Consider the following 16573-nt stretch of genomic DNA (forward strand, 5'->3'; position numbering starts at 1 on the left):
TTAGCTGCCTGACCAGATTTGAAACGCCACCTCGCGAAGGCTCGCGCAGTGGCGTCTTTCTGTTGCTTATAAGGGTTCCACGTGTTCGACACGCTTTCTGGCAAACTTTCCGGTGTATTTGAGGGTCTGTCCAAGCGCGGCAGGCTGTCCGAGGCGGATGTTGCCGAAGCGATGCGCGAGGTGCGTCTGGCTATGCTGGATGCCGACGTGGCGCTGCCCGTCGTGCGCGACTTCGTCAACAAGGTGAAGGAAAATTCCGTCGGGACAGAGGTGCTGGAAAGCATTTCTCCCGGTCAGGTAGTCGCAAAGATCGTCAATGATGCCCTGATCGAGGCTCTTGGCGGTGCGGGTAATGTGCCGCTCAACCTTGCGGCCGTGGCCCCTGTGCCTGTCCTGATGGTCGGTCTGCAAGGATCGGGCAAGACCACGACATCCGGCAAGATCGCCCTTCGTCTGCTCACCCGTGAGCGCAAGCGTGTACTTCTGGCCTCACTCGACGTTCAGCGCCCGGCTGCCCAGCTGCAGTTGCAGCAGCTGGCCGAGCGTGTGGGGGTGGGCTCACTCCCCATCATCGCCGGTCAGCAGCCTGTGGAAATTGCCAGGCGCGCGCTTGAGACCGGGCGTCGCGAAGGCTACGACGTCGTCATTCTCGATACGGCAGGTCGTCTGTCGATCGACGAAGCCCTGATGCAGGAAGTTCGCGAAGTACGCGATGCGACCAATCCGGTCGAAACCCTGCTCGTGGTTGATGCCATGACGGGTCAGGACGCCGTGAATACGGCGCAGCGCTTCAACGACGCTGTCGGCATCACCGGTGTCGTGATGACCCGTATGGATGGCGACGCACGTGGCGGTGCAGCGCTGTCGATGCGCGCCATTACAGGCGCGCCGATCAAGCTCGTCGGTCTCGGTGAAAAGCTCGAGGCACTGGACGATTTCTACCCCGAGCGTGTCGCTGGTCGTATTCTTGGTCTCGGTGATATTGCCGGGCTGGTCGAGAAAGCCAGCGAGACGCTCGACCATGAAGAGAGCGAACGCGTCGCCAAGAAGATGATGGCGGGCAAGTTCGATCTTGATGACTATGCCTCGCAGCTGCGCCAGATCGGCAAGATGGGCTCGATTTCCGGCATCGTCGGTATGCTGCCTGGCATGGGCAAGCTGAAGGAAAAGCTGGGCGATCAGGATCTCGACACCTCGATCTTCAAGCGTCACCAGGCCATCATTTCCTCGATGACCAAGGATGAGCGCAAGACGCCCGCCATTATCAAGGCCTCCCGCAAGAAGCGTATCGCTGCCGGTTCCGGCACGACCGTGCAGGAGGTCAACAAGTTGCTCAAGCAGTTTGACGACATGTCCACGATCATGAAGCGCATCAGCAAGATGGGCCTCGGTGGCATGAAGCAGATGCTTTCCGGTCTCATGTCGGGCGGTGCTCCCGGCGGGCGGCCCGGCGGTGGCTTTGGCGGCCCGCGCCGCTAACCCCATCCGGCATGATTTCACACAGTTTTCGATACCCTGGAGTTTAAAAAATGAGCGTTAAGATCCGCCTTTCACGCGCTGGTGCCAAGAAGCGTCCGTACTACCACATCGTGATTTCAGACAGCCGCAGCCCGCGCGATGGCCGCTTCATCGAGAAGGTTGGCGCTTACAACCCGATGCTGCCTTCCGACCACGCCGACCGCATTCGTCTGAATGACGAGCGCATCAAGCACTGGCTGTCGAACGGCGCGCAGGCGACCGATCGCGTTGCCCGCTTCCTTGGCAATGCCGGTCTGATCGAGAAGCCCGTTTACAACGAGCAGCCCAAGCAGTCCGCACCGAAGAAGCGCGCCCAAGAGCGTGCAGCCGCCAAGGCCGCAGCCTGAGCCATAGACCAGGGATAGGCTTCAGCATTTCATGACGTCCGGCACCGTCTCCAGCAGGATTCTCGTCGCGACCGTGGGCAGGCCCCATGGCGTACGGGGGCTCGTGCATCTTTTTGCGGCTACTGATGACCCGGCTTCGGTCGAGGAAATCGGCACACTGCAGGATGAAAAGGGCAGCGTCTGGCGCGCGGAATGGCAGGGTCAGGGTATCGCACGTCTGTACGATGCTAGCGGCCGTGCCGTAACCGACCGTGATGAGGCCGCACGTCTCGTCAATCTCAAACTGTATGTCGAGCGGGCTTGCCTGCCGGAAACAGAAGAGGACGAGTTCTATCATGCCGATCTGATCGGTCTGCGTGCCGAAACCCGCGAGGGCAAGGTGCTTGGCACGGTTGCGATCATCCATGATTACGGTGCGGGCGTCAGTCTGGAGATTGCCGGAAATGGTCAGGACCTGATCGTGCCGTTCACCCATGCCTGCGTTCCCGAGATCCAGTTCGATCAGGGTCGTGTCATCGTCGAGCCGCCTCATGAGGTTGAGGTCGAAGGTGATCTGTCGGGCAAGGGCGATGTGGCGGTGCGTTCATGACCTGGCGCGCGGATATTCTCACCCTGTTCCCGGACATGTTTCCGGGACCGCTCGGGTTCTCCCTCGCGGGACGGGCACTTGAAGACGGCGTCTGGTCGCTGGGTGTGCATGATCTGCGCGAGTTCGGTCGCGGGCGTCATCGCGCCGTGGATGACACGCCCTTTGGTGGCGGTGCGGGAATGGTGCTTCGGGCCGACGTGGTTTCCGAAGCGCTGGACTCGATCAACGCAGAGGGGCGTCCGGTAATCTATCCGACGCCGCGCGGGGCTCGTCTGACTCAGACGCAGTCCCGTGACTTCGCTTCGGGCAACGGTGTGGTGATGCTGTGCGGACGTTTCGAGGGTGTCGATGAGCGGGTTCTGGAGCGGCGCGGTGTCGTGCAGATTTCGCTTGGCGATTTTGTGCTGTCCGGCGGGGAAATTCCTGCCTATGCGCTGCTCGATTCCTGCGTGCGCCTTCTGCCTGGCGTGATGGGTTCGGAGCTGAGCGACGCCGAAGAAAGCTTTGGCGATGGTCTGCTCGAATATCCGCACTACACCAAGCCCGCCTCATGGGAGGGAATGGATGTACCGCCGGTTCTGCTCTCAGGACATCATGCAGCGATAGCAGCATGGCGTCACGAGCAGGCCTGCCAGACAACCCGGGTCAGACGCCCCGATCTCTGGGCGGCTTATGCTGAAGCCAAGACTAACAGATAAATTTCGTATTCTCGGAGAAGTAACATGAACATTGTCCAGCAGTATGAGGCGCGCGAAATCGAGCGTCTGACAGCCGCCCGTCCGGTTCCCGAATTCCAGGCCGGTGACACCGTGCGTGTTGGCGTGCGCGTTGTCGAAGGCACGCGTGAGCGCGTTCAGGCTTACGAAGGCGTTGTGATTGCCCGTTCCAACAAGGGTCTGAACAGCAACTTCACGGTTCGCAAGATTTCGAACGGTGAAGGCGTGGAGCGTATTTTCCCGCTGTACTCGCCCAGCATCGCCGAGATCGCTGTTGTCCGTCGCGGCAAGGTGCGTCGTGCAAAGCTGTATTATCTGCGTGAGCGTAGCGGCAAGTCGGCTCGTATTGCCGAGCGTCCCCGTGACACGGTGAAGACGGCTTCCTAAATCAGGATAGTCGAAACGGGTTTATGACAAAGGAGAGTGCGGTGGCACGAACATTGTTCGATAAAATCTGGGATGACCATGTGGTCGAACGCCTCCCGGACGGCACCTGCATTCTCTACATAGACCGTCACCTTCTACACGAGGTGACAAGTCCTCAGGCTTTTGAAGGCCTGAGGATGTCCGGGCGTCGTCTTCGCCGCCCGGATGCGACGGTTGCCGTGGTCGATCACAATGTGCCGACCTCCGACCGCTCGCTGCCGATCGAGGAGCCGGAATCCCGGCTTCAGATCGAGACGCTGGAAAAGAATGTCGCCGAGTTTGGCGTTCCCTATTTCAAGTTGCGCTCGAAAGACCAGGGGATCGTGCATGTGGTGGGTCCTGAGCAGGGCATATCCCTGCCTGGCATGACCATCGTCTGCGGTGACAGCCATACCTCGACTCATGGGGCGATGGGCGCTCTGGCTTTCGGCATCGGCACATCTGAAGTCGAACATGTCATGGCAACGCAGACGCTGCTGCAGAAGCCTGCCAAGAACATGCGCATCACGGTTTCCGGGCAAGTTGGCCCCGGCGTGACGGCGAAGGACATCATGCTGGCCATTATCGGCAAGATCGGCACCGCTGGCGGTACCGGCCATGTCATGGAATTTGCCGGTGATGCCATTCGTGCGCTCGACATGGCTGGCCGTATGACGCTCTGCAACATGTCGATCGAGGCGGGAGCCCGTGCTGGTCTTGTTGCACCTGACGAGACGACCTTTGCCTATGTCGAGGGTCGTCGCTTTGCCCCCAAGGGAGAAGATTTCGAAAAGGCCTGTGCGTATTGGCGCACGCTGGCATCCGATGAAGGCGCGGTGTTCGACACCGAGGTCACGCTCGATGCCGCCGAGATCCAGCCGAACCTCACCTGGGGAACGAGCCCTGAAGACGTGATTGCGATTGATGGCATCGTGCCGGATCCGGCGCAGTTCAATGATCCGGCGCGCGCAAGACAGGTCCAGCGCATGCTTGATTATATGGGGCTCGAAGCCGGTCAGAAAATTGCTGGTACCAGGATCGATGTGGCTTTTATCGGCTCCTGCACCAACAGCCGTATCGAGGATCTCCGCTCGGCGGCGGCTATCGCCAAGGGGCGCCATGTGGCCCCCGGCGTCAGAGCGATGGTCGTGCCCGGTTCCGGTCATGTGAAGGCGGCAGCTGAGGCAGAGGGCCTTGATGCGATCTTCCGCGAGGCCGGGTTCGAATGGCGTGAAGCCGGGTGCTCGATGTGCCTTGGCATGAACCCCGACAAGCTCACATCGGGCCAGCGTTGCGCCTCGACCTCGAACCGTAATTTCGAGGGTCGTCAGGGGCCGGGCGGACGCACCCATCTGTGCTCGCCTGCCATGGCAGCAGCAGCAGCGGTTTCAGGCTGCTTTGTCGATGTGCGGGAGATGGCATGATGGACAAGTTCACGACACTCACCGCCATTGCGGCGCCCATGCCGGTTGAGAACATCGATACCGACCAGATCATTCCTGCGCGTTTTCTCAAGACCATCCAGCGCAGCGGTCTGGGCAAGAATGCGTTTGCTGCCCAACGCTATAATGACGATGGTTCGGAGAAACCGGATTTTGTGCTCAATCGCGACCCGTATCGCAAGGCCGAAATCCTGATCACGCTCGATAATCTTGGATGCGGTTCATCGCGCGAACATGCGCCCTGGGCGCTGCTCGATTTCGGGATCCGCTGCGTGATTGCGCCGAGCTTTGCCGACATCTTCTTCAATAATTGCTTCAAGAACGGCATTCTGCCGATCCGTCTGCCACGTGAGATCTGTGAATCGCTCATGGAAGATGCGCAGATGGGGGCGAATGCCCGCATCACTATTGATCTGGAAAACCAGGTTGTGCAGCGTCCCGATGGCAGTACCATTCCCTTTGAAGTGGATAGTTTCCGCAAGCATATGCTGATTGAAGGGCTCGATGATATCGGGCAGACGCTTCAGCATGACGCCGCGATCCAGTCTTTCGAACAGAAGCGTCAGAGAGACGAATCCTGGCGCCCAACTATTGTGATGGAGACGGTTTCGTGAGCCAGGCCACCAAGCTACTTGTTCTTCCCGGTGACGGGATTGGTCCCGAAGTCATGCGCGAGGTCGTCAGGATTGTCCGCTGGCTTGGTGAGGCCAAAGGCCTCTCCTTCGATCTGACCGAAGAACTGGTTGGTGGCGCCTCTCTGGCTGCTCATGGTGTTCCGCTGCGTTCTGAAGTGGTTGCCCTGGCCAAGGAAGCTGATGCTGTTCTTTTCGGCTCGGTGGGCGATCCGAAATGGAGCCATGTCGCTTTTGACAAGCGTCCCGAAGCTGCCATTCTCGGCCTGCGTCAGGAGCTTGAGCTTTTCGCCAATCTCCGTCCGGCCCAGGTCTTTGCGCCACTGGTCAGTGCATCGTCGCTGAAGCCTGAACTGGTTTCCGGGCTTGATATCATGATCGTGCGCGAGACCGTAGGCGGTATCTATTTTGGTGAACCACGCGGCATCGAGACGCTGCCTGACGGGTCACAGCGTGGTATCAATACCGAAGTCTATACGACGTCGGAAATCGAACGTGTTGCTCGTGTTGCTTTCGAACTGGCTCGTCTGCGTGGCAACCATGTCTGCTCGGTCGAGAAGTGCAATGTGATGGAGAGTGGTCTGCTGTGGAAGCAGGTCGTGACAGCCCTTCACGAGCGCGAATATGGTGACGTCAAGCTCAGCCATATGCTGGCCGATAATTGCGCCATGCAGCTTGTGCGCAATCCCAAGCAGTTCGATGTGATCGTGACGGGGAATCTGTTCGGCGATCTGCTTTCCGATCTGGCTTCAATGCTGACCGGTTCACTGGGTATGCTGCCTTCGGCCACGCTCGGTCCGGTTCAGGAGAGCGGCAAGCGTCACGCACTTTATGAGCCGATCCATGGTTCGGCGCCTGATATCGCAGGGCAGGGTATTGCCAACCCGCTGGCGCAGATTCTCTCTTTTGCCATGTTGCTGCGTTATTCGCTCAAGCGTGAAAATGAAGCACGTTTGATTGAACAGGCTGTCTCGAATGTACTGTCGAGTGGCTTACGAACGGCTGATATCATGTCCGAAGGTATGAAGCGCGTCGGCACTGAAGAAATGGGTGCCGCTGTTCTTCAGGAAATGCAGAAGCTGGCCTGAGAGCCAGCTGGAGGAAAACATGTCCCTGATCGCTGCCCGGCTCAACCGGATTTCTCCCAGCCAGACGATCGCCATTTCGCAGAAAGCGCGAGCCTGAAAGAAGCGGGGCGGGACATTATCAGCCTCTCCGCCGGTGAGCCTGACTTCGAGACGCCTCAAAACGTCAAACAGGCAGCCTGCGACGCCATTGCGCGCGGTGAGACACGCTATACCGATGTTGCCGGTACGCCCGCCCTGCGCAAGGCGGTAGCTGCTTGGCTCAACCGTGATTTCGGCCTTGACTACAAGGCCGAGGAGATCGTGGTCTCAACGGGTGGCAAGCAGGTCATCTATGACGTGTTCACCGCAACACTCGATGCAGGTGACGAGGTCATTATCCCGGCGCCTGCATGGGTGTCCTATCCCGATATCGTAGCGCTGGCCGACGGTACGCCTGTCGTTGTGCAGACGAAGCCTGAAAACGGCTTCCGCCTCGATGCAGAGGCGCTGCGCGGTGCCATCACACCCAGGACCAAATGGCTGGTGCTGAATTCGCCCTGCAACCCGACAGGCGCGGTTTACTCAGAGGCCGATCTGCGTGCACTCTGCGATGTGTTGCTTGATCATCCCCGTATCTGGGTGCTGACAGACGATATCTACGCCAAACTGGTCTATGACGGTCTGGTCAGCAAGACGCTGGTTCAGGTCGAGCCGAAGCTGCGCAATCGCGTGGTGACCATGAATGGTGTGTCCAAAGCCTATGCCATGACCGGCTGGCGCATCGGGTTCTCTGCCGCTCCCGTTGAACTGACCAAGGCACTGATCAAATTGCAGGGACAGAGCACAAGCAATCCATGCTCGATTGCCCAGGCCGCGGCCCTTGAGGCAGTAACCGGGCCTCAGGATTTCATTGGCGGTATGGTGTCGGTCTATCAGGAGCGTCGTGATCTCGTGCTCTCGATGCTGGCTCAGGCGCCTGGTCTGACCTGCATCCGCCCCGAAGGCGCGTTTTACGTCTTCCCGTCCATTGCAGGCGTGATCGGCAAGAAGACAAGCACGGGCAAGGTGATCGAGAATGACGAGATTTTCGTCACTGAACTGCTTGAAGAGACAGGTGTTGCTGCCGTGCATGGCAGTGCCTTCCTGACGCCGGGCTATTTCCGTATTTCCTATGCCACCGACACTGAAAGCCTGCGCGAAGCGTGCACGCGTATTCAGCGTTTCTGCGCCTCCCTGAGCTGAGAAACCGATCATGAGCTTTCGTCTGGCACAGCGTCTTCAGGGGCTGCCACAGCCCGCCACGATCGCGATGTCGGCGAAAGCAAGGGCGCTCAAGGCGCAGGGTGTCGATGTGATCTCCCTGGCTCTGGGTGAGCCGGATTTCCCTTCACCTCCCGAAGCTGTCGAGGCGGCTTATCAGGCTGGCTTGAGGGGCGACACCAAATATCCGCCGGTTGGCGGACAGCCTGCACTCAAGGCTGCTGTGGCAAGGAAATTCATCGAAGAGAATGGCCTGAGCTACGCTCCTGATGAAATCCTGATCGGCAACGGTGGCAAGCAACTCATCTACAACGCTTTTGCAGCCAGTATCGACCCGGGTGACGAGGTAATCGTTCCCGCGCCTTACTGGGTAAGCTACCCTCTCATCGCCCAGATGATGGGAGGCGTCTCCGTTCCGGTGGTCTGCCTTGAACAGGACAAGTTCCGGCTCAGGGCGGAAGGGCTTCGGCGAGCCATTACCCCGCGTACGCGTTGGCTGGTCCTCAATTTCCCGAATAATCCCAGTGGCGCGATTATGGAGAGGGACGATCTCGAGGCAATTGCTGCCGTGCTGCGCGATGCGCCTCATGTCATGGTCATGGCAGACGAGATCTACGAGCATCTGACTTTTGACGGAAAGGCTCATGTCTCTCTGGCGAGTGTCGCCCCTGATCTCGGGGACCGTATCCTGACCATCAACGGTATGGCGAAAGCCTATGCCATGACAGGGTGGCGTGTCGGATTCTGCGGCGGGCCCGCAGCCTTGATCAAAGCCATGACAAGTATCCAGAGCAACGCAACATCAGGCATCTGCACCCTGGCCCAGGCAGGCGCCATCGCCGCGCTCGGGACACCTGCATCCGGTCGTGACGCCATGCGCAAGGTGTATCAGGCCCGCCGTGACCTCGTGGTGTCGAGACTGCGCGCTATGCCTTTCGTTACCTGCGCTATGCCTGAAGGGGCCTTCTACGTCTTCCCCGGTATTGCCGGCGCACTTGGCAAGACCAGTATGGGCGGTCGCAGGATTGTCGATGATGTTGCATTTGCCGAAACGCTGCTTGAAGAGGCGCATGTGAGTGTCGTGCCGGGGAGTGCCTTTGGTCAGATGGGTCACATACGTCTGTCTGTGGCCGCATCAGACGAGCTTCTGGTGGAAGCCTGCATCCGGCTTGAGCGGTTTCTCCTGGAACTGTCCTGACTGGACGAAGCCGGGCCGGAATGCGACCATAAAGCCATGATCACATCCTTTCCCGAATTCAGTTCTCTGGATTTTCCGACCCCGACGCGTGCAACGCTCGATCAGGCCTATGCTGCAATTGGTGCTGCGCTGGATAATAATGATCTTGTGGGCGGGCTTGCACTTTTTGACGCACAACGTCGTGCCTATGAGTCCTGGGCTGCATTGGTAGAGCTGCGTTTTGCCCAGGATACCCGTAATGCCGACCATGTGGCAGCACGCGATTATGCCGACAGTCTGACCCCTTATGCCACCAATCTCGAAACGCAGATAAAGAAACTCGTTCTGGCGCGGAGAGAAGAGGTGGCGCCCTATCTTGATGCTCATGTAATCGCTTTGTGGGAAGCCGATATCACCACATTCGATGTCCGTATCGAATCCATGCTGGCAGAAGAGGCCCGTCTTTCGGCTGAATATACTGCCCTTCTTGCCGCTGGCGAGATTACGTTTCGAGGTCAAACCCACAATCTTTCCGGGCTTGAGCCATTTCAGCAGGATGCTGATCGCGCAACGCGTCACGAAGCAGAGGCGGCACGCTGGGACTTCTACGAGGCGAATGGCGCCCAGCTTGATCGTCTGTTTGGTGATCTTGTGCGTCTACGTACTGATATGGCCCATGCTCTGGGATTTGAATCCTATGTCGAGCTTGGCTATCGCCGTATGCGACGCACAGATTACACTGCCCAGGATGTGGCACGTTTTCGCGATCGCATAGTGAGTCATGTAACCCCTCTGGTTCAGGCGCTTTTACAGCGGCGGCAGTTTGAAATGGGGTGGGAAAGCCTGAAGGCGTGGGATGAGGCGCTGGTCGACCCGCAGGGAAATCCTGGCCCTGCGGGCGATTACGACATGATGCTTGTCCGTGCCAAAGAGATGTTTGCCCGCCTCGACGAGACCGGGGAAATGGCGGCATTCTTCTCTGAAATGGTTGATAAAAACTATCTTGATCTGAAGAACCGTGCCGGTAAGGCAGGGGGCGGCTTCTGTACGTCGTTTTCTACGCAGGGTACGCCTTTCATCTTTGCCAATTTCAACGGTACCCATGGTGATATTGGTGTATTTACCCATGAAATGGGTCATGCCTTCCAGAACTGGAAAAGCCGTCATTTACCCGTGATTGATATGCTCTGGCCGACCATGGAAGGCGCGGAGATCCATTCCATGGGGCTTGAGTTCCTCACCTGGCCTGAAATCGATCTGTTGGTGGAAGAAGGGGCTGGCGAGCGGTATCGCCGTCTGCATCTGATCGAGAGTCTGAGCTTTCTGCCCTATGGAGCCTGTGTCGATCATTTCCAGCATGAGATCTATGCCAAACCCGGCATGAGCCTGAGGAACGGCATGCAACATGGCTGCGTCTGGAGAAACACTATATGCCCTGGCGCGACTGGGAGATCTTGCCTATCCGGCAAAGGGTGGCCGCTGGCAGGCGCAGCGCCATATCTATAACTCACCTTTCTACTATATCGATTATACGCTTGCGTTGTGTGTGGCTTTGCAGATCTGGCTGATTGCCCAGGTGGATGCCGGTCGCGCGCTCGAAATTTATCGAGGGCTTTGCGAAGCTGGGGGCAGCCAGGCTTTTTGCACCCTGGTGCGTAATGCAGGTCTGGTTGTGCCATTCGAAGATGATGCTCTGGCCGAGATTGTCGGTGAAGCCGAGCAGATGCTGATGATGTGATACGTTACTCCCTTCTGCAAAGAAGGGAGTAACACCAAGATATCAGCCGCGGCGATTCCACTTGTCGAGCAGATCAAGCACCGATTGTGACGACATGGCACGGGCATTGCCGAGCGTGTTCGCGCCATCAGCATTGAGCAGCTTGCGGCCCGGCGTGACGATCAGGACAGTCGGCACCTCATGGATCGTAACCCCGAATTGCTGCGCGATATCAAGATTTTTGTCGATACGTCCGACATTCACAGGTACGACGACGAATTGCGACTCAAGCCACTGCGCAATTTCTGGCTGGTTGAATACACCTGCGAGCATACGGCAGTCAGGGCACCAGTTGCCGCCGAAGTCGATCAGCACTTTTCGCTTCGTTCGTGCTGCCGTCGCAAAAGCTTCCTCAACCTGGGTCTTGGCAAGGGCAATGTCAGGATAGACGTCTTTTGCCGGCGTTATCTGTACCGAGCTGTCAATTCTGGGCGGAGCAGGAGGGCCCTCTTCGGCAAGGGCGATAGTGCTTCCAAGCGGTACTGCAACCGGAGCGAGGGCGGACAGGCCAAGGACAAGGGAGGTCAGGACGCCAGATTTGCGTTTCAGCACGATGCAGGCCTTTCGAAGCGAAAAAAAGGTTTAGGGAACGGGTGGTTGAAAATCCGCCAAACTATGAAATGTTTTGTTCTGTCGGGGAATACAAGAGTGCAGGGGATATGGAATGAAACAAGGTGATGATATCGCTGGAACCCAAGGAGAAATATCTGTCACCACGACCCTGCTGCGAACTATCAGTCTCGTCGGGCTGACGCTTTTTCTGGCTTGTCTGATCCGGTTCGTGCCGTTCCTGTCGCACGGGGTGCAATGGATTGCTGGTACCAATAGCTGGCAGGCGCTTTATACGCTGCTGGGTATCGATACCAGCCTTGGCCGTGAGCAGCTTATCCTGATCGGGATCATGCTCTGCTGTTTTCTGCTTGCCCTCGGAATTCAGATGGGGCTGGTCTATCTTGTCTCACGTCTGAAACGGTGAGCCAGGCATCCGATAACAGTCAGGCCCAGCCAGGACAGCATGGTCAGTGTGCCGCCGAATGGTGCCAGAAATGCGATATCGGGTCCATGCAGCGCCAGAGAGGTAACAGAAAGAGTAAAAACCAGAGCGCCTGCTCCCATTGGCAAGGCTACCCAGCGCATGATCGGTAAGCCGCTCACGGCCAGAGCAAGCAGTGCCAATACATGCCATATCAGCATCTCGACACCGCGCGACAGCATGACCCTGCCACCGGCGATGAAAGCATGATCGGGTAAATGAGCACCAAGTGCGGCAAGCATGACAGCGAGGCAGCCGCCCATGCCGCAGAAACAAAAAATAAGACGCTGCCAGGGCATCATTCGCGAAACACTTTCGTTCTTTGCTAGTTCAAACGAGGCTATCGGCAGTTCGTGCCAGCCTTTACAAAACATAAAGTTAGAGGTCTTTACCATGAAAGCTGGTCTCTGGATCGCTTTGGCAGCTTTGCCACTTTGCGCTTGCACCCCCGGCTATCCGCGTCTGCCGCCTTTGCCTGACAAGGCACCTCCGTTCACAACTGCCGATGCGGCCTTTCTCCAGCAGGCCAACGAACACGATCTGACTCAGATCGGACTTGGCAAGCTTGCCGCGGATCATGCGCGTTCGGGAGAAGTAAAGTCCTTTGCCAAGACCACGGTTGCGGATTACGAAGCTCATCGCAAGACGCTCGCTGCACTGGCAGGCAAACACGATCTTTCGCTGACCGAGACTCCTCTGGCGAATGACAAGGCGCAGATTGATCGTCTCGATCATCTTCACGGGCCAGCTTTTGATCGTGCCTATATGACGACCATTCGTGACGAGACGCGGGCAAATGAGGGATCGATCGCCTCGGTTTTCTCCACGACCAAGGACAGCGATCTCAAGAATGCCGCGACTTCGCTGCAAAAACTTGATCAGGGGGTGATCTCCTCTGCCTATAGCTGGCTGCCGCAGCTTGCCGTACGCAAATCGCACAAAAAGACCCGTTGAAAGGTAAAAGCCGGTGAGCGTACGTCTGGACAGGATCGTCACACGAGGCGGAGATGGGGGCATGACCTCGCTCGGAAACGGGGAGCGTGTCCGCAAGGATGATTCCCTAATCGAGGCCATGGGAGGCGTCGACGAACTCAACGCCGTATTGGGTCTCTTGCGGATCCATTGTCCCAATCGCCCGGAAATCGCGCGTATCCAGAATCTGCTTTTCGATCTGGGAGCTGTTCTGTGCGTCCCCGAACGTGAATATGACGTGACGTTGTTCAAAGAAAACGTGCTGTGGATTGAGGCTGAAATCGCTGCGCTGCGTGACAGGCAGCTTCCCCTGACAAGTTTCGTCCTGCCAGGAGGAACTCCGGGTGCGGGGTGGGCGCATATGGCGCGTGTTGCGGCGCGGCGAAGCGAAAGACGTCTGGTTGCTCTTGAGCTCTCGCGTCTTGCATCAGCTGTTGTTTTCTTGAATCGGCTGAGCGATTACTTTTTTGTTCTTGCACGTCATATGAATAATGACGGAGAGGCAGACATATTATGGAAACGCGAGACAGGCTGACGCGTTGACGAGACGCAAAAGTGCTTTCTGTCCAAAAACTTTCACGGAAACGAAACGAAAGTTACCCTGAAACAAATTTCTGTGATAATACGTGTTCCAGTATTTTTTGGCTCTGTCATGGTTTCTTGAGGTTGAGATTGATTCTACTTCACCCTTCTGGAGTATGCGCGTATCGCGTAAATCGCTTCATTTAGTGGGAAGCGCACATCAATAATTAACAGGATTTTGACGCTACATTTTCTTTCCTTTTTCAAGTAACAGATATTATGGAATTATTTTTAATATCTTTCTACACGTGCGTGACATGTATAGGGTTTTCAGTTAGTAGTTGTTCACAACAAACCGGGCATGCTGCCGCAATCAAGCGTGAAAGACGCGCGGGTGAGGCAGAGTTGATGCGTTTGGTGCAGTTGATTTCCTCAAATCGGAAGACACAAAGTGAGTATCGACTCGGAATTTTATAACAAGGATACAAGTCAAGACGGGGAGCTCAGCGAGGATTCTCTCAGGCTCGCGCTTGAGCGTCTTGGTGCAAAGAATAACAGTAAGCCTCTCTCGGGAGGTCATAAAAAGAGTGTACCTGATCAGCGTCGTCGTCGTTTTGTTCAGGAAGGCCAGGTTGTGGTCGAACATCATCAGGTGTCGCGTGGTGCCTTGCGTGCCAACGCGGTACAGTCTGATGATCATAGTGAAGAATTGACCAGATTACGTAATCTGCTGAAGCTGGAGCAACGTCGTGCGGAAGATGCACAGCGTGATCTCGGGGATGTGCAGGTGCAGCTACGGACGCTTGAGACGCATCTCGTGCATGAAAAACTGCATGTAACTGAACTCAAAACAAAATGTGCCGAGCTTGAGCAGACCTTGCTTGAGGCTCAGGCGCAGCTGGCGCGTTTACGCGAAGACAGCCAGAAGCAGCGGGCTGAAACGGCTGAAGACAATCTCATTGCTCCACAGCCTGTCAAGCGGGGCAGGGGCCGTCCGCCCCGTATCCGTGAAGCGGCTCCCTTGTCTGACGAACCTGAACCAGTGCGTTGGTGGAAAGAATGACCCTCTGATTCTTCTATATCCAGGCGAGTAATTCATAGTGTTGTCGAGGAAGCCGGGAGTGTCAGTGCCCGGCTTTTTTTCATGTAGGGCGACTGGCTCTGCGCAGGGTCATGGCGAACCAGACAAGGCAAAGAGCAAAAATTCCGGCTCCAGCGAGGTTCTGAAACTGCATGCTGACGGGCAAGGCCAGCAGATCGGTATGGCCGGTCATGCCGCTCAGCATGGCGATTACGACACCGATAAGGCTCTCCCCCACAATGAAACCCGACGCAATCATGGTGCCTGTACTGTCATCGCCATGAGACGCATTATGGGCAGTGCGGTCAAAAAAGAATGCAATGACGGAGCCAAGGGCTATGGTTACCGAAACATCCGGTGGCAGATAAATGCCCATACCGACGGCCAGAGGCGGCAAGGCCAGATTCCTGATCTGTAACAGCCGGTCGATGGCGATCAGTCCTATGCCGACAAAGGCGCCGATGAGGATCATTGTCCAGTCGAGATTTCTCAGCAGAATGCCCCGGGCAATATCGGCCATCAGGGCAGGTTGCGGTGCGGCAAGAGCGTGCGACGGGTCCATACCCGGGCGAGGCAGGCTGCTGCCGAAACCATAGGCCTGATAAAGCACGTTCAGAACGGGTGGGATGACCAGCGCCCCTACGACGCATCCGACGAGAAGGACGATTTCCTGTTTCCAGGGCGAGGCACCGACGAGTTGTCCGGTTTTCAGGTCCTGAAGATTGTCGTTCGAAATTGCTGCTGAGCCAGTCAGGGCGGTCAGTACAAACAGGATATAGGCAATCGCGCTATGCTGATCATGCGCAGAAAGAGCCTCAGGTACCAGATGGAGCGTTTCGAGTCCGAGCAGCGCAAGGCAGAGCGTGACGACACTGATGATCGAGATCCCCGAAATCGGCGATGATGAGGATCCGATAATACCGGCCATATAGCCGCAGGCACTTGCGACCAGAAAACCGATAAAAAGACAGGCTGCAAGCCCCAGTACGAGCATGATCAGCAGAGTGATGTCATGCTGGGTGATCGGCCATAGAAAAAGCGTAAAAAGTGCACCGAGCCCCAGAATGAGAGCAACAAGCAACAAGTTCATGACGAGAGGGGGGAGATCGCGATCCGTTTCCTCCAGAGATGCCCGATGGGTTTGAGAAAATGCCTCGCGCAGACCCCGTAATACAGGCCGCATGAGGGAAAAAACCGTCCAGCAGGCAGCAACCGCGATTGTTCCCGCCCCCATGAAACGGATTTTGTGGACCCAGAGATCGGTGGCAAAATCCGCATTCGAGAGTGACGCCGGATGGGGAATGATAAGACAAAGCCAGGGTATGCCGATCCCCCAGCCAATCAGGACCCCGGCCAGCATGGCCAGACCACCGCCTAGTCCGACGAGATAACCTGTGCCGATGAGAGCAAGGGAATAGGCCCCTTGAAGGCGGAATATCGAGGGGCCGAGCGAGAGAGTCGTGCTCCATCCATCCCTGATTATACGCAATCCGGTGCTCAGAAATGTTACGGAGGCTGCAATCAGACTGCCCCTGATCAGGGCCTGGAGTGCCCGTTGATTCCCTTCCGGCGAGGCGACACGCAGGATTTCAGCGCAGGCGACACCTTCCGGGTAAGGCAGAGCGCTATGGGTAACCAGTGCGCGTCTGAGAGGAATGGTGAACAATACGCCTGTCGCGCCACCAAGTAGTGTAATGAAGAAGCTTTCCCAATAAGGGAAACCGCTCCAGAATCCGATCATGACAAGGCCGGGTATGGTAGCGAAAACGCAGCTTAGCGTTCCTGCCGCGGATGCCTGGGTCTGGACAAGGTTGTTTTCCAGAATTGTACTGCCGCCGAGTGCCCGTAATACCGCCATCGAAATGACAGTTGCCGGGATGGAAGAGGCAAAGGTGAGACCGATTTTCAAGCCAAGATAGACATTGGAGGCGGTGAAGATGATTGTGATCAGGGCGCCGAGAACAAGTCCTCGAATGGTCAGTTCCCGTGTCGCCGATGTCATGCTGTCTCTCTGTCTCGATGGCGTAAGGAACAG

Annotated in this window: 16 protein-coding genes and 2 pseudogenes; 15 read left to right on the top strand and 3 right to left on the bottom strand. The window is 57.0% G+C overall.

Features of this window, described 5'->3' with window-relative positions; translation table 11 throughout:
- Nucleotides 1-81: 81 nt before the first annotated feature.
- From ffh to JCM25354_RS15830, 11 genes and pseudogenes are all read left to right on the top strand, one after another.
- Entirely contained in the window at nucleotides 82-1479 is a 1398-nt protein-coding gene (gene ffh / locus JCM25354_RS01445; protein ID WP_025884692.1) for a signal recognition particle protein, read from the top strand.
- 50 nt (nucleotides 1480-1529) lie between these two features.
- Complete coding sequence (rpsP, locus tag JCM25354_RS01450) at nucleotides 1530-1865, top strand: 30S ribosomal protein S16 (protein WP_025841964.1); 336 nt, start codon at nucleotides 1530-1532, stop codon at nucleotides 1863-1865.
- Between the two features lie 31 nt (nucleotides 1866-1896).
- Nucleotides 1897-2454: a ribosome maturation factor RimM gene (rimM, locus tag JCM25354_RS01455; protein WP_025884693.1), complete on the top strand. Its 558-nt coding sequence runs from the start codon at nucleotides 1897-1899 to the stop codon at nucleotides 2452-2454.
- Nucleotides 2451-3152: a tRNA (guanosine(37)-N1)-methyltransferase TrmD gene (gene trmD / locus JCM25354_RS01460; protein ID WP_025884694.1), complete on the top strand. Its 702-nt coding sequence runs from the start codon at nucleotides 2451-2453 to the stop codon at nucleotides 3150-3152. The genes rimM and trmD overlap by 4 nt, the downstream gene beginning before the upstream one ends.
- 24 nt (nucleotides 3153-3176) lie before the next feature.
- Entirely contained in the window at nucleotides 3177-3557 is a 381-nt protein-coding gene (gene rplS / locus JCM25354_RS01465) for a 50S ribosomal protein L19 (protein ID WP_025884695.1), read from the top strand.
- Between the two features lie 23 nt (nucleotides 3558-3580).
- Nucleotides 3581-4999 (top strand): 3-isopropylmalate dehydratase large subunit, encoded by a 1419-nt coding sequence (gene leuC / locus JCM25354_RS01470; RefSeq protein ID WP_035446599.1) that lies wholly within the window; start codon nucleotides 3581-3583, stop codon nucleotides 4997-4999.
- On the top strand, nucleotides 4999-5631 hold the full coding sequence (leuD, locus tag JCM25354_RS01475) for a 3-isopropylmalate dehydratase small subunit (protein WP_025884697.1): 633 nt from the start codon (nucleotides 4999-5001) through the stop codon (nucleotides 5629-5631). Before leuC ends, leuD begins: the two co-directional genes overlap by 1 nt.
- Nucleotides 5628-6737 carry a 3-isopropylmalate dehydrogenase gene (gene leuB, locus JCM25354_RS01480; protein ID WP_025884698.1) on the top strand — a complete coding sequence of 370 codons (1110 nt, stop codon included), beginning with the start codon at nucleotides 5628-5630 and terminating at the stop codon, nucleotides 6735-6737. The genes leuD and leuB overlap by 4 nt, the downstream gene beginning before the upstream one ends.
- A 19-nt stretch (nucleotides 6738-6756) precedes the next feature.
- Nucleotides 6757-7958, top strand: a pseudogene (locus JCM25354_RS15825) (pyridoxal phosphate-dependent aminotransferase).
- A gap of 10 nt (nucleotides 7959-7968) precedes the next feature.
- A complete protein-coding gene (locus tag JCM25354_RS01490) occupies nucleotides 7969-9174 on the top strand; it encodes a pyridoxal phosphate-dependent aminotransferase (protein ID WP_025884699.1) in 1206 nt (401 codons plus the stop codon).
- A gap of 36 nt (nucleotides 9175-9210) precedes the next feature.
- Nucleotides 9211-10891, top strand: a pseudogene (locus JCM25354_RS15830) (M3 family oligoendopeptidase).
- A gap of 42 nt (nucleotides 10892-10933) precedes the next feature.
- Here the strand turns inward: JCM25354_RS15830 and JCM25354_RS01500 are convergent.
- On the bottom strand, nucleotides 10934-11482 hold the full coding sequence (locus JCM25354_RS01500) for a thioredoxin family protein (protein ID WP_025884700.1): 549 nt from the start codon (nucleotides 11480-11482) through the stop codon (nucleotides 10934-10936).
- 112 nt (nucleotides 11483-11594) lie between these two features.
- Here JCM25354_RS01500 and JCM25354_RS01505 point away from each other — a divergent pair, with 112 nt between their 5' ends.
- Nucleotides 11595-11906 carry a hypothetical protein gene (locus JCM25354_RS01505; protein ID WP_025884701.1) on the top strand — a complete coding sequence of 104 codons (312 nt, stop codon included), beginning with the start codon at nucleotides 11595-11597 and terminating at the stop codon, nucleotides 11904-11906.
- Here the strand turns inward: JCM25354_RS01505 and JCM25354_RS01510 are convergent.
- Nucleotides 11879-12265, bottom strand: a complete 387-nt coding sequence (locus JCM25354_RS01510) for a DUF423 domain-containing protein (protein ID WP_025884702.1) — start codon at nucleotides 12263-12265, stop codon at nucleotides 11879-11881. The genes JCM25354_RS01505 and JCM25354_RS01510 overlap by 28 nt on opposite strands.
- A gap of 91 nt (nucleotides 12266-12356) precedes the next feature.
- Here JCM25354_RS01510 and JCM25354_RS15835 point away from each other — a divergent pair, with 91 nt between their 5' ends.
- The 3 genes from JCM25354_RS15835 to JCM25354_RS01525 all read left to right on the top strand — a co-directional run bounded on the left by JCM25354_RS15835 (nucleotide 12357) and on the right by JCM25354_RS01525 (nucleotide 14520).
- Nucleotides 12357-12917: a DUF4142 domain-containing protein gene (locus JCM25354_RS15835; RefSeq protein ID WP_025884703.1), complete on the top strand. Its 561-nt coding sequence runs from the start codon at nucleotides 12357-12359 to the stop codon at nucleotides 12915-12917.
- A gap of 13 nt (nucleotides 12918-12930) precedes the next feature.
- Nucleotides 12931-13470 carry a cob(I)yrinic acid a,c-diamide adenosyltransferase gene (locus tag JCM25354_RS01520; RefSeq protein WP_025884704.1) on the top strand — a complete coding sequence of 180 codons (540 nt, stop codon included), beginning with the start codon at nucleotides 12931-12933 and terminating at the stop codon, nucleotides 13468-13470.
- A gap of 438 nt (nucleotides 13471-13908) precedes the next feature.
- Nucleotides 13909-14520 carry a hypothetical protein gene (locus tag JCM25354_RS01525; protein WP_025884705.1) on the top strand — a complete coding sequence of 204 codons (612 nt, stop codon included), beginning with the start codon at nucleotides 13909-13911 and terminating at the stop codon, nucleotides 14518-14520.
- Nucleotides 14521-14599: 79 nt separating this feature from the next.
- Here the strand turns inward: JCM25354_RS01525 and JCM25354_RS01530 are convergent, their stop codons facing one another.
- Nucleotides 14600-16540 (bottom strand): OPT family oligopeptide transporter, encoded by a 1941-nt coding sequence (locus JCM25354_RS01530; protein ID WP_025884706.1) that lies wholly within the window; start codon nucleotides 16538-16540, stop codon nucleotides 14600-14602.
- Nucleotides 16541-16573: the final 33 nt, after the last annotated feature.

Source organism: Asaia prunellae JCM 25354 (assembly GCF_000613885.1).
GTDB lineage: Bacteria > Pseudomonadota > Alphaproteobacteria > Acetobacterales > Acetobacteraceae > Asaia > Asaia prunellae.